9 protein-coding genes are annotated in these 13,672 nt (G+C 67.1%); 1 reads left to right on the top strand and 8 read right to left on the bottom strand.

All coding sequences use genetic code 11. The annotated features are described in order from the left end of the window. Positions 1 to 246: 246 nt before the first annotated feature. The 3 genes from EF834_RS15110 to EF834_RS15100 all read right to left on the bottom strand — a co-directional run bounded on the left by EF834_RS15110 (position 247) and on the right by EF834_RS15100 (position 2,448). Positions 247 to 1,509: a pyridoxal phosphate-dependent aminotransferase gene (locus EF834_RS15110; RefSeq protein ID WP_127948038.1), complete on the bottom strand. Its 1,263-nt coding sequence runs from the start codon at positions 1,507 to 1,509 to the stop codon at positions 247 to 249. A gap of 183 nt (positions 1,510 to 1,692) precedes the next feature. Continuing rightward, positions 1,693 to 1,872: a hypothetical protein gene (locus tag EF834_RS15105; protein ID WP_127948037.1), complete on the bottom strand. Its 180-nt coding sequence runs from the start codon at positions 1,870 to 1,872 to the stop codon at positions 1,693 to 1,695. A 162-nt stretch (positions 1,873 to 2,034) separates the two neighbouring features. Beyond that, on the bottom strand, positions 2,035 to 2,448 hold the full coding sequence (locus EF834_RS15100) for a TIGR03668 family PPOX class F420-dependent oxidoreductase (protein ID WP_127948036.1): 414 nt from the start codon (positions 2,446 to 2,448) through the stop codon (positions 2,035 to 2,037). Between the two features lie 37 nt (positions 2,449 to 2,485). On the opposite strand from EF834_RS15100, the gene EF834_RS15095 reads away from it, so the two are divergent. Beyond that, a complete protein-coding gene (locus EF834_RS15095; RefSeq protein ID WP_127948142.1) occupies positions 2,486 to 4,435 on the top strand; it encodes a dipeptidyl-peptidase 5 in 1,950 nt (649 codons plus the stop codon). A 96-nt stretch (positions 4,436 to 4,531) separates the two neighbouring features. On the opposite strand, the gene EF834_RS15090 is transcribed toward EF834_RS15095, so the two are convergent. The 5 genes from EF834_RS15090 to EF834_RS15070 all read right to left on the bottom strand — a co-directional run bounded on the left by EF834_RS15090 (position 4,532) and on the right by EF834_RS15070 (position 13,590). After that, entirely contained in the window at positions 4,532 to 5,479 is a 948-nt protein-coding gene (locus tag EF834_RS15090) for a type IV toxin-antitoxin system AbiEi family antitoxin domain-containing protein (protein ID WP_127948035.1), read from the bottom strand. Positions 5,480 to 5,714: 235 nt separating this feature from the next. After that, positions 5,715 to 8,786: a (Fe-S)-binding protein gene (locus EF834_RS15085; protein WP_127948034.1), complete on the bottom strand. Its 3,072-nt coding sequence runs from the start codon at positions 8,784 to 8,786 to the stop codon at positions 5,715 to 5,717. A 373-nt stretch (positions 8,787 to 9,159) separates the two neighbouring features. Next, entirely contained in the window at positions 9,160 to 10,482 is a 1,323-nt protein-coding gene (locus tag EF834_RS15080) for a S1 family peptidase (RefSeq protein ID WP_127948033.1), read from the bottom strand. Positions 10,483 to 10,627: 145 nt separating this feature from the next. After that, positions 10,628 to 12,010, bottom strand: a complete 1,383-nt coding sequence (locus tag EF834_RS15075; RefSeq protein ID WP_235871226.1) for a S1 family peptidase — start codon at positions 12,008 to 12,010, stop codon at positions 10,628 to 10,630. A 158-nt stretch (positions 12,011 to 12,168) separates the two neighbouring features. Continuing rightward, positions 12,169 to 13,590, bottom strand: coding sequence for a phytoene desaturase family protein (locus tag EF834_RS15070; RefSeq protein ID WP_127948032.1), 1,422 nt, complete (start codon positions 13,588 to 13,590; stop codon positions 12,169 to 12,171). Positions 13,591 to 13,672 lie beyond the last annotated feature (82 nt).

Below are 13,672 nucleotides of genomic sequence, written 5' to 3'. Positions count from 1 at the left end.
TTGCGGTAAGCGACGGTGACGGGGAGCAGGGGGGCATCCCCGCCACCGGTACCTCGCCGCCCAGGGGGGAGGCAAGACGAGGCGCTTCCGAGCCCTCCAGGGAGGGCCGAGAGGTGAGACTACCCTAAGTTTCCGCGAATGTGGATCTTGTGGGACAGAATTGTTTCTTGTGTCCGTTTCTCGTATCTCGAGCCGGCGCGTTGCGGGCCACGCCTCAGCCGCGCCGCAGCCACAAGGGGGCCGCGGCTACTGCTTGTAAGTGGACAGGAAGTTGCCGAACCGTTCGATCGCGACGGCCAGATCGCGCGCCCACGGGAGCGTCACGATCCGCAGGTGGTCGTGGTTGGGCCAGTTGAAGCCGGTGCCCTGAACCATGAGGATCTTCTCCTGCAGCAGCAGGTCCTGGACCAATTTCTCGTCGTCGTAGATCTCGTGGACGTTCGGATCCAGCCGGGGGAACGCGTACAGGGCGCCGCGCGGCTTGACGCACGAGACGCCCGGGATCATGTTGAGCCGCTCCCATGCAATGTCGCGCTGCTCGAGCAGCCGACCGCCGGGCAGGACGAGGTCGTCGATGCTCTGGTGCCCACCGAGCGCCACCTGGATGGCGTGCTGACCGGGAACGTTGGGACACAGGCGGGTGGAGGCGAGCAGATCGAGACCCTCCAGGAAGCCGGACGCGTGGTCCTTCGGTCCGGTGATCGCGACCCACCCCGCGCGGTAGCCGGCGACACGGTAGGCCTTCGACAGGCCGTTGAAGGTGAGGCACAGCAGATCGGGGGCGAGTGTGGCCAGCGAGACGTGCTTGACGTCGTCGTAGAGGATCTTGTCGTAGATCTCGTCGGCCAGCAGCAGTAGTTGGTGCCTGCGTGCCAGGTCGACGAGCTGGGAGAGAACCTCCGCCGAGTACACCGCACCCGTCGGGTTGTTCGGATTGATGACCAGCAGCGCCTTGGTCTTGTCCGTGATCTTGGACTCGATGTCCGCGATGTCGGGGTTCCAGTCGTTCTGCTCGTCGCACAGGTAGTGCACCGGCGTGCCACCCGACAGGCTGGTCATCGCCGTCCACAGCGGGTAGTCCGGCGCCGGGATGAGGACCTCGTCGCCGTCGTTGAGCAGCGCCTGCATCGTCATCGTGATGAGCTCGGACACGCCGTTGCCCAGGAAGATGTCGTCGACGTCGAGTTCCGGGAATCCGGGCACCAGCTCGTAGCGGGTGACGATCGCGCGTCGGGCCGACAGAATGCCCTTGGACTCGGAGTATCCCTGCGCGTAGGGCAACGCGGCGATCATGTCTCGCATGATCACATCGGGTGCCTCGAATCCGAACGGGGCAGGATTCCCGATGTTGAGCTTGAGAATGCGATGCCCCTCGGCCTCCAGGCGTGCCGCATGCGCGTGCACCGGACCCCGGATCTCGTAGAGCACGTTCTGCAGTTTGGTGGACTGCTCCAGCGCGCGCTGCGGGCGACGTAGACGAGGGGAATCTGGAATGCTCACGGCCCCCATGATTGCACTCGAGTGCAAGCGGGTATCGAACGGCATGTTCCCCCGGCGCCAATACCACCTCCGGAGGGTGTTCCGACGGAGGCTTGGTGTTGCGTGCGTCACAACGAGCGTCGCGCTCAGCCCGTCAGCGGCGGAGCTCGTGAGCTCCGCCGAACGGGCCTGGGTTTCGCAGCGTGCACTGGATCAGAGACAGATCGGGAGCACCAGCGATCCGAACGGGATGACGAGGCAGAGCCCCACCGAACCCTGAACGGGAGTCTGCGCCTCGGACAACGACGCGGCCGAAGCGGCCGGCGCACCGAACGCGCCCAGGGAGAGTGTGACCGCGACAGCGGCCAATGCTGCGGAAATTCTGCGTGTCATGAGAGGAACCTTCGCTTCCGATGACATGCGCTTCGCTTCCTGTGCGCGATGCGCACTATATCCATGGTCGTCCGATGTGCGTTGTGCCACAAGACCGTCAAACGAACAGGTGTGTTACAGCCGGGGACAAACGCCGCGTTCCGCACTTTCGGGACGCCACTTTCACGACGTCGCCGACCACTCACGCCACCTAAGCACGCGTATCGCGACCACCGGCCCGGACGGCCGCATCGACCGATACTGCCGATACTTCGCAACCAGGGCGTCGATGGCTGAGGTCGACTCGTCGGCGTCGGCCGCCAGCACCTCCGCGGTCCCGTCGACACGCACCCACCACAGCTGCGCCCAGTCGTCGTCGTAGTGGTCGACGAGCAGACTCACGCGCCCCGTCGCGGCGATGTTCGCCAGACGCCTCAGTCGGCGGGTTGTCTTGGGTTTGTCGTCCACCGCGGTGTAGACCGTGTCCCGCACGACCACGAACACCACCGGGACCACATGCGGAGTGCCGTCCGCCGACACCGTCGCCATCCGCGCCACGGGGGCGTCGGTGAACCGCCGAGGTAGATGTGCGGACATGGGTGAACAGTACGTCCCGATCGCTACTGTGTCCCTTATGGCGCATCACGCATCAACCGTCGCCAGCTACGGTTCGTGGATCTCACCGATCACCGCCGCCGACGTCGCCGCCAGCGGGCACATGGTCGAGGGAGGTTTTTTCGCTGCCGACGCCGTGTGGTGGTCGGAACAGCGTCCCACCGAGGGCGGTCGGTCCGCCATCAGACGTATCGGCCCGGACGGCGAGCCGGGCGACGTCCTGCCCGCGCCGTGGAACGCGCGAACTCGCGTCCACGAGTACGGCGGCGGAGCGTGGGCGGTGACCGCCGACGGGGTGCTGGTATTCGCGGAGTTCAGTGACCAGAGGCTGTACCGGTTCGACCCGTCCATCGATGCCGCACCCGTGCCCATCACGCCGATTCCTCCGACCCCGTCAGCGGATCGCTACGGCGATCTCACGATCGTCGGCGACGAGGTGTGGTGTGTGCGCGAGTCCTATCGCGACGGGCCGCCGAAGCGCGACATCTGCGCGATCCCACTCGACGGACGCGCGGAGGACAACCCGGCAACGCAGCGTTCGATCGTCGCCGGCTCCGACTTCCTCGCCTACCCGCGATTGTCGCCGGACGGCGAGCGTCTCGCCTGGATCGCGTGGAAGCATCCGCAGATGCCCTGGGACGGGACCGAACTGCGCGTGCTGACGCTGGCTTCGGGCAAGGTCGACGTCCTGCTCGGTGGCCCGGAGGAATCGGTGCTGCAGCCCGAATGGGTCGACGCGTCCACCCTGAACGTGATCAGCGACCGCACCGGCTGGTGGAACCTCTACCGCGTCGCGGCGAACGGCGATGCCGTGGAACCGATCTGCCCGATCGATGCTGACTTCGGCGCCCCGCTCTGGCAGCTCGGTGCCCGCTGGTACACGGTGCTCGACGATGGCCACCTCCTCACGGCCCGCACCGTCGGCACCGACACGCTGGGCCTTGTCGTCCCGGCCACGGGCGCGCTTCGCGATGTCGAACTCGAAGGCATCTCGTCGGTACAGATCTGCGACGTGGACGGACGACGGGTCCTACTGCGCTGTGGCGGAGCACAGGTCGCACCGGGGCTACGCGTGCTCGACCTGGACACCGGAGCACTCACCGACGTGCGGCTGTCGGTCGACGCACTACCCGGCACCAGCTACCTGCCCGAGGCACGGTCCCTGACCTTCCAGGGTCCGGAGCGCGAGGTGCATACGGTCGTCTACCCACCCCACAACCCCGACTACCACGCCCCGGACGGCGAACTGCCTCCCTACGTCGCGTTCGTGCACGGCGGGCCCACCTCACATGTCGCGCCTGCACTGCAGCCGGCGTATGCGTACTTCACGAGCCGCGGTATCGGCGTTGTCGACGTGAACTACGGCGGATCCAGCGGGTACGGACGCGAGTACCGAAACCGGCTACGCGGCCAGTGGGGGGTCGTCGACGTCGAGGACACCGTCGCGGCCGTCCGCGGCCTCGCCGACGCGGGGCTCGCCGACCCGGATCGTCTTGCGATCGAAGGCGGTTCGGCGGGCGGATGGACCGTGTTGTCGGCGTTGACGACGTCGGACGTATTCGCGTGCGGCGTGTCGTACTACGGCGTCGCCGAACTGGTCGAGTTCGTCAAGGAGACCCACGATTTCGAGTCCCGGTACGTCGACGGACTGATCGGCCCGCTACCGGAGGCCGCCGACCTGTACACCCGTCGGGCGCCGGTCAACAACGTCGACGGACTGTCGTGTCCGGTGCTGTTGCTGCAGGGCCTGTCGGACCCGATCGTGCCGCCGTCGCAGGCCGAACAGTTCCGCGATGCGCTCGTACGGAAGCAGATTCCGCACGCCTACCTCGCCTATGCGGGCGAGTCTCACGGGTTCCGGAAGGCCGAGACGATCGCCAGCGCCCGTGAGGCGGAACTGTCGTTCTACGGCCAGGTCCTCGGCTTCGAGACGCCCGGCGTCCCGCGGCTGGAGCTGTGGCGGCCGTAGCAGTCGCGTTGGATTGACGGCACACTTCCTTTGATGGCGTCACACGGGCTTTCACCGTTGAATGGGTATGTGATCGCCGGATCAGGTGTGTGACGGTCACGGTTGCGGCGTGTGCTCGACGCGTCCGCGTGGCGGAGGGGAAAGGCGCGCCCGCTCGAACGCGTCACGAATCCGCTGGACGACCACGTGGGGCGTCGACAGTTCGTTCCAGCCCCACCGCACCACCTGCCAGCCCGCGGCCCGGATCGCGTCCTCGCGCGTCTTCTCCGCCCACAGCACGTCTGCTGGGACTTGCCCGTCGGGGACGAGTCGGCCGTACTTGATGCGACCGTCGAACTCCCCGACAACGCCGAACTCCTCGAACAAGAAGTCCACCCGTCCCAGGTGCACCCCGTCGGGTGCGTACAGGTTCGCCTGGCAGTCGGGGATCGGCAATTGTTCTCGGATCATCAGGACCCGGCTCCGGGATTCGCCGACACTCTCGGATCTCCCGTCCAACTGGCTCGATACGCGAGCGACCTTGCGACGGGCCGATTGCGGACGGCTGGCCTCGAGGTCCCGGAACGTGCACCGCTTGGTGTGCAGCGCGTGATCGCCCGCCACGACTGCCTGCTCGAACGGCAACGACCGCGCCAGGTCGACGACAGTCCGGGCGACAGTGGTGACGCGGAGACCGTCGATCGTCGTCACCTCGTCGGAGTCCAGGGCCGCGGAGTGGACGTGTCGATGTCCGGTCCGCCGTCCACCTGATCGCCGGTTCCGCGTCAGGTGGACGGCCTTCATCGGGGTGTTCCACAGGTCCAGGCCGTGTAGCGCGGCCGCCGACTGGTGGCTCAGTACCGCGTCCGGTGACGACGCGTGCAGGGCCGCGGTGGCCAGAATTATGTGTCGTTCACGGGCGTCCAGCGCCGCGAACTGTTCGCGCGGCGTGTACACGCCCGGGCGTAGCCGGTACCAGGACCCCTTGTGGCACAGGCGCTGTAGTTGGCTGTCGGCGGCGCCGCGTCGTAGTGCCTCGTCGCGCCGGATGATGTGTGCCCCCATGCGGCCATCGTGGACTGCGGCGTGATCTGCCCCGTGCCTCACACGACGTCGTCGCGCCCTCCTGTGGATGACTCAACGCCTGTGGATCACATCGGCAGCGCACACCCGTTGCCGGCGTCACACCCCGGCTGCGGCCGGAACCCGTGTGTGATCGGCGCAGAAGGTGTGCGATGTCGGCGGTGACCACAGACGAAGGTGCCCCCACCGCGGACGGTGAGGGCGCCTTCGTGTGTGCCTACTTCTTACGGCCCGGTGCCTTGGCGCCGGCCTTGAACCCGAGTCCGCCGGGCTTGGCCTGCGGCGGAGGCGTGTTCGACGCCTCCTGTTCCGGTGAAGCGTCCTCTGCCTGTTGCTCGGCGGGCTTCTCGGGCTCGGGTGCCGGTGCCGGTGCAGTCTTGGCGCCGGGTGCCTTCGCTCCGCCCTTCATCTGCAGGCCCTTGCCGCCGGGTGCCTTGGCTCCGCCCTTCATGGCGAGTCCGCCGGGCTTGGCCGTCGGTGTCGCGGGAGCAGCCGGGGCCGCAGGCGTCTCGGCGGCCGGGGCCGGTGCTTCAGCGGCCGGTGCAGGCGTGGCGGCCTTCGCGCCGGGTGCCTTGGCTCCACCCTTCATCTGCAGGCCCTTGCCTCCCGGTGCCTTCGCGCCGGGTGCCTTCGCCCCGCCCTTCATGGCGAGTCCACCGGGCTTGGCGGCCGGTGCTGCCGGGGCCGAAGGCGTATCGGCGGCCGGTTCGGCGGGTGCCGGCGTGGCGGCCTTTGCGCCGGGTGCCTTGGCGGCGCCCTTCATCTGCAGGCCCTTGCCTCCCGGTGCCTTCGCGCCGGGTGCCTTCGCGCCGGGTGCCTTCGCGCCCGGCGCCTTGGCCAGACCCTTCATCTGCAGGCCCTTGCCCTTCGCCGGTGCTGCGGCAGGGGCCGGAGCGGCCTCCGCGGCCGGAGCAGCTTCGGGTTCGGCCGCCGGAGCGGCTTCGGGTTCGGACGCCGGAGCGGCGGGCGCTGCGGCAGCCTCGGCCGCAGCCGGTGTGGCGGCCGGAACCTTCTCGCGCCGCTCGACCTTGATGTTCGCGGTCAGCTGTTCGGGATCGAGACGCGTGACGGATTCGAGCATCATCTGCGCGACGTCGACGACCTCCACTCCCTCGCCCTGGCCCTGCTCCTGGCGGGCGGTGACGCCGTCGGTGAGCATGACGCGGCAGAACGGGCAGCCCGTCGCGATCTTCTGTGTCGATGCACCCTGGGGCGATGCCCCGTTCCCACCCAGCGTGGTGAGGGCCTCGTCGACGCGATCGACGTTGATGCGCTTGCCGAGCTGCTCCTCCATCCACATGCGGGCACCACCGGCGCCACAGCACATGGAACGCTCGCCGTGACGTGGCATCTCCGTGAGGTTTGCGCCCGACGCCTCCATCAGTTCACGCGGCGCGTCGTACACCTTGTTGTGACGGCCCAGGTAGCACGGGTCGTGGTAGGTGACGTTCTCCTCGAGCTTGGCGACGGGGACGAGCTTCTTCGCCCGCACCAGGCGGTTGAGCAGCTGGGTGTGGTGGACGACCTCATAGGCGCCGCCGACCTGCGGGTATTCGTTGCCGAGTGCGTTGAAGCAGTGCGCACACGTGACGACGATCTTGCGCTTGTTGTCCGGGGTGCCTTCGAACACCGTGTTCAACAGCTCGATGTTCTGCATGGCGAGCTGCTGGAACAGGAACTCGTTGCCCGCTCGGCGGGCCGAGTCGCCGGTGCAGGTCTCCTCGGCGCCGAGGACCATGAACTTCACGCCCGCGGTCGCCAGCAGTTCGGCGACAGCCTTGGTGGTCTTCTTGGCGCGGTCCTCGTAGGCGCCGGCGCAGCCGACCCAGAACAGGTACTCGTAGTCCTCGAAGGAATCCGCGTCCTGGCCATAGACCGGGATCTCGAAGTCCATCTCGTTGATCCAGTTCAGGCGGTCCTTGGCGTTCTGGCCCCAGGGGTTGCCCTTGTTTTCGAGGTTCTTGAACAGACCCGCGAGCTCGGACGGGAAGTCCGACTCGATCAGGACCTGGTAGCGGCGCATGTCGATGATGTGGTCGACGTGCTCGATGTCCACCGGGCACTGCTCGACACATGCACCACACGTGGTGCAGGACCACAGGGTCTCGGGGTCGATGATGCCGCCGAGTTCACCCTCGACCGACTCGCCGACCAGGGGACGCTCGGCCTCGGCGCGGGCGGCCTCGGGGATCGCGGCGAGCTTGTCCTCGAGGACCTTGCCCTCGGCGTCTACCAGGCCGACCTCGTCGCCGCCCATGTCCTTGCGGCCTCCCGCCAACAGGTACGGGGCCTTGGCGGAACCGTGGTCGCGCAGGGACATGATGAACAGCTTCGGCGACAGCGGCTTGCCGGTGTTCCATGCGGGGCACTGCGATTGGCAGCGACCGCACTCGGTGCAGGTGGTGAAGTCCAGCCAACCCTTCCACGAGAAGTCCTCGATCCGGCCGGCACCGAGAGTGTCGGTGTCGGGGTCGACGTTCTCCATGTCGAGCGCGCGACCCTTGGACATCATCGGCTTCGCCGCACCCAGAGCGACGTCACCGTCGTCCTCACGCTTGAAGTAGATGTTGAAGAACGCGGAGAAGCGGTGCCAAGCGACACCCCAATTGATGTTCCGGCCGACGATGTACAGCCACACCATGGCGGACATCAGCTTGACGAACGCGAACACAGAGACAAGTTCGGGGCTACCCGGGATGAGCTCGGCGACGCGCATGGTGAAGAAGTCGGTCCACGGATTGGCGTGCCCGTAGGTGGCAATCTTGCCGGCCTTTACGAGGATCATGCCCAGGCCCTCGATGAGGACGACTGCTTCGACAAAGTATGCGGCGCGGAAGTTGGAGCCACTGAACCGTGAGAGCCGAGCGGGTCCGCGTGGGTGGTTCCGCTGGCGAATGATGACCAGGGCGATGATGCCGATGACGGTGCCGATTCCCAGCAATTCATCGACGAAGTGGTAGACGGCGGTTCCGCCGATGAGTGGCCAGCCTCCTTGCGGGTTGAAGGTCTGGATGTAGGCCTCCATCGCAACGATCGATCCCAGCAAGAAGCCGATCATGACAAGCCAGTGCGCCCAGCCGACAGTTCGGAACTTGCTCATACGGGTGTGAGCGAAGATCTCCGCAACCATTTGCTTGAATCGCGGGAAGAACGGCCGCCAACGGTCTGGGGCGGGCTGACCGACCCGGATGGCGCTGACGATCCTCCACACGCCGAGGAAGAATGACCCCCACGCGGGAATGCTCAATAGCACGCCGATTGTGCCCAACGTGATCGTCAGGGCGTTCATGTCGAGGCCTTTCGTTTCGGGGCAGCACACGTGCCGCCTGGGTTCAGCTCAGCCACAGATCGTAACCGCTCCCAAGTTACCCGCTAGTAACTTACATTTTCTACCTGTCGGTAACATAGCGCGTGGCACAGTTTCCTGCATCTTTGCCTCCGGCTGGGCCGCTCGGAGGGCAGTGCGGATGCTCTGACGCGTCACTCGCGGGTCCAGGTGAACCGTACGATCCGGGCTGGATTGAGTTAACGGTATGTGGTGCCCCTGCGGCTGGTATCGCGTAGGTAGGCCTAACTCAGTCGACGGGCCGACAAGGGAACGCGCGAGTTGGCTCCACGAGGGCGATCAAGAGGCGTTGAACTCGCCCGATCTGCCGTGCGGGCTAGAAGGTCTGGAGCCTCAGCCCGGGATTCTGACCGAGGATCGCGTTGATCGGGGTGGCGAACAACTCCGGGCTCTCGCCCTCTTCGAAGGCCCCGAGGTTCGCCTCCGCGCACGACTGGAATTCCCCGACGTTCGAGGCGCTCGAGATGCCGAGGGCGAGGGTGCCGGTGACGATGGGTCCACCGCTGTCGCCCTGCAGTGCGCACAGGTTCGTGGCGAAGCCGCCGTTGAGGACGCGCTCGCCAACCTGGACGGTCTGGTTGACCGCGGTCACGACACCGCAGTTGAACCCGGAGGTACTACCGGCCTTGCAGACAGGAGCGCCGACTACGGGGTTCGCGGTGCCGGTGATGGGGAGCGGTATGGCAATCGGAGTGCGCACTCCGTTGTTCGTGAAGCGCGGCGCCGCAGCTGCTGTGGGCCGGAGGATCGAGTAGTCGTACCCCTCGAGGCTCGTCCTCTCGAAGGTGCCGACGACATTTCCGGACAAGCCGCTCACTCGAGAGGCGTACTCCGTTCCTGCGGCGGCGCGGTCGGGGTCGCAGTGGCCTGCACTGATATTGACCGGTGCTCCGTTGCCGTCGACTGCATTGAACCCGAGCGAGCACTCGAACGCCGCGCCGCCCCCAGAAGCGACGTACGGATCACCACCGAGGAACGCATCCCCGCCGTACTGCGCGAGCATGGACGACGAAGTCGCCGGTTGCAGCGTCGCGAGAGCGGGACCGAGCACCACTCGCGCGGCCTCCCCCAGGAACGGGGGCACCAGGTCGAGGAGGTCACCTGTGCTGCCGTCGGCCCGCAGCACCACATCGTTGTCGGCGATATCGACGGTCGCTCCGCCGACGGACCGTGCGATCTCTGGGGGCAAGGTTCCGATCCAGGTGGCCAGCGCCGCGCGGGTGGATTCGAGCTGACCCTCGTTCCGCAGGACATCGGTGCTCGTGAACCCGGCGCGCTCGACGGCAGCCTTCGCGACGCCGTCGTCGTTGTCGGTGAGGCCGACCACCGGGACGCCGGACGGGTCGATCCAGGCGCCGCCGAAGGCTTCCGGGAACTGCGAGCGTGCGAACTCTGCGAACTCGCCGAGTCGTTGAGCGAGGTCGGACCGCTCCAGGTACTGGTCGGGGGTGAGTTGCAGGTCCCGCCAGAGAGCATCGGTCAGTTCGATCGGAAGTTGGGCCGGTTGATCGGAGAGACTGGACTCGGACGCCGCGGACGATGCCGCCGGTTGAGCCTGAGCGACTGTCGTTGCGGGGCCGAGAACAAGGAGCGCGGCAGCACCCAACACCGCGGCAGGACGTGCGAGCAGGCTTCGCATGAGGGCCCTCTTCCGTCTGCCCTGGGCGCCCATAGACGCCGAGGTCTACAGAGAGGAGCACCCGGCGTCTTCGGGCGCCCCGAGTTGCGTTCGACTATAAGGCCGCCGTGCCCACCGATACACGTAACTCGGTGTGGGCGATTCGTCAGTCGCGTGCAGTGCCCGTGTTCACCGTGAGGCCTGCGCCGAACCCGCCCCCTGAGTAGTTGTCGGCCGTGTTCAGGACGTTCTGGATCGGAAAACCGACGCTGATCGTTCCACCGTTGAACATGAGTTCCAAGTTGGCCTCGGCGCAGCTTGCTTCGTCGAGAATGTTGGACAAGCTGGTGATGCCCAGGGCCAGGGTGCCGGTGACGATCGGACCACCGCTGTCGCCGGGCAGGGTGCATGCGGTACTGGCGAATCCTTCGACGACGGGGGTTTCGTCCTCGTCGACGGCCTGGACCTGGTCATGGGCCACGATGCCGCAGGTGAACCCTGTTGCCTGTCCGGATTTGCAGATCGGGGCGCCGACGACGGGCACCGCCGTACCCGTCACGGTGAGGGTGCTGCCGCCGGCGCCACGGATCACGGGACGGTCGAGTCCGGCGCGCACACCGGCGTCGTTGAGGCGGATCAGCGAGTAGTCGAGGGCCTGGGTGCCACCGAAGTGGGAGCGTTCGAATTTGCCGACCTGGACACTGTCGGCGAGGTACGGGCCGTTCGGCAGGTACACCTCGGTGCCGGTGCCCGGTGTGGGATCGCAGTGTCCCGCGCTGATGTTGATCGCGTTGCCGTTCCGGTCGGTGGCGCTGAATCCCAGGGAGCACATTCCGAATTCGTCGGGAATCGAGTTCCCGCGACGTTCGGGAAACGTCAAGTATGTGTCGCCTCCCATGGGAACTCGTTCGACGGGGACCGGTCCCGGCGCCTTCAGTTGCACCTTGATGTTCTCGAGCTGCGTCGGGAGGTCGATGGCGCGGCCGAGCGGGCTGTTCGCGATGTCGACGACGATCTGACTGTTGAGGACGTCGATCGAGGCGGCCCCGATCTGAGAAGCGACCTGGCTGGGCAGTTGCGAGACCCATTGGTTGAAGTCGGCGAGGGAACGCTCGAGTCCGTCGGCGGAGACCGGCGCCATCTGGGTGCGGTACCCATCACGTGCGGCGGTCTGCGCGGCGGCCGTAGTTGTCACCGCGACGACGGGCTGGCCGTCGAGATCCATCCACGCTCCGGAGAACTCCTCAGGGTGCTTTGCACGGAAGTCCGTCGCGTACGAGTCGAGTTCCTGCGCACGTGCGGCACGGTCCAGGTACTCCTGCGGGCTGATCTTCAGATCCCGGGTGATCGCCTCGACCATCTCGTCGGGCAGTTCAGCGGCCGACAACTGGACTACCTGTGCGTCGGGTGTTCCGGAAGAGGAGGGTGGAGGATCGGCGAGCGCCGGAGCGGCGACCGGTACCGCAAGCAGGAGCGCCGACGATCCCACGACGGCGACTCGGCGGGCCAACAACTGCACTGCGGCGCGCGGCGCCAGCGAGATTCGCACTCGGTGTCCTCCGGGTTCTGCGGGATCGGCAACCCACAATAGAGCAAGACACACCCGACATGCCCGGGAATTTGTGCTCTTGCTTCACAAGTCGGACGACTCCACTCCGCTGTGGTCCGAGTGCCCCGCATCCCCGCTCTGAAGCTGTTCGTGCTGCCCTATCCGGTGCGCTCCAGTCGGCGCACTGCCGACCGGGCCGCATTGTAGCCGCCCATGCCGTGCACGCCGCCACCGGGAGGCGTCGAGGCGGAGCAGATGTAGACGCCAGGAATACCGGTCGTGTAGGGGTCCAGCGCCATCCGCGGCCGGAACAGTAGCTGTCGAGGATCGTTGGCGCCGGACGCGATGTCGCCACCCACGTAATTGGGGTTGTAGACGGCCATCTCCACAGCGGAGCGGCTCCAGCTGCCGACGATGCGCTCGCGCGTGCGGGGGGCGAAACGTTCGATCTGACGCAGGATCGCCTCGGTCGCGTCGCCGGTGTACCCGTGCGGTACATGGGCGTACGCCCACACCGGATGCACGCTGCCCGCCGAGCGAGACGGGTCGGCCAGATACTGCTGACCGATCAGAACGAAGGGGCGTTCCGGCATCCGTCCGCGGTGCAGGTCCCGTTCGGTGGCCGCGGTCTCGCCGAATGTTCCACCCAGGTGGACCGTGCCGGCGCGGCGGCAAGCGTCGTCGCGCCAAGGGATTCCTCCCTCGACCGCCAGGTCGAGCTTGAACGCGGCCGGTCCGTACCGGTATCTGCGGTATGCGTGGGCCACCCGGGGCGGCAACCGGTTTCCGGCCAGTTCGATGACGCCGGCCGGTGACAGATCCAGCATCGTGACGTCGGTTCGCGGCAGTTCTCCGAGCCACCGGACCCGGCGGCCGGTCTCGATCTGTCCGCCGTGCTCGCGCAAGATCGCGGCCAGCGCGTCGGTGATCGAACGTGAACCACCGCGAGCGACGGGCCAGCCGTACCGATGGCCGGCGGCGAGCATCAGCAAGCCCGCCGCCGACGTCGTCGGCCTGCTCAGGGGGTAGTAGGCGTGAGCCGCGACGCCGCCGAACAAGGCCCGTGCCTGCTGCGTCCGCCAGCGTCTGACGGTCATTGCCGCCGGGGCCAGCGCGCCGCTACCGAAGCGTGCCAACGTGATCGGGTGCTGTGGCAGGTGTGCGATCGGTCGCAGGACTTCGTCGGCGAGTTCGTCGAAGCGCTCGATCAGAGGGGTGAACAATCGTCGCCACGACGGCCCGTCCGGGCCGAGTCGATCGGCGGTCTCCGTGATCGAGCGTGTGAACACGCCCCCTACCGCGTTGTCGAGTGGATGGGCGAGGTCGACCTCGGGGCGGCACCATTCGAGTCCGTGCGCGGTGAGGTCGAGCGAGCGGAAGAAGGGCGATGCCGCGCCCATCGGATGCACGGCGGAACAGTCGTCGTGCAGCAGCCCGGGGATGGTCCGCTCGGTGGTCCGGGTGCCGCCGCCGATGGTGTCGTCGGCTTCGTAGACGGTGACCGCGACTTTGTGCAGCGCAAGCGTGACGGCCGCGGCCAGCCCGTTGGGACCGGCACCGACGACGACCGCGTCAGTCATCGAGCGGTCACCGTATTCCGGTCCGGCAGCTCGGTCCGCGGTCGGTGCGGGATCGCTGCGTCCGGTGCCCCGCGATCGCCGG

This window comes from Rhodococcus spongiicola, assembly GCF_004011835.1.
Taxonomy (GTDB): domain Bacteria; phylum Actinomycetota; class Actinomycetes; order Mycobacteriales; family Mycobacteriaceae; genus Prescottella; species Prescottella spongiicola.
The sequence above is the reverse complement of the archived record's forward strand: the minus strand, read 5'-3'. Positions and strand labels throughout refer to the sequence as shown.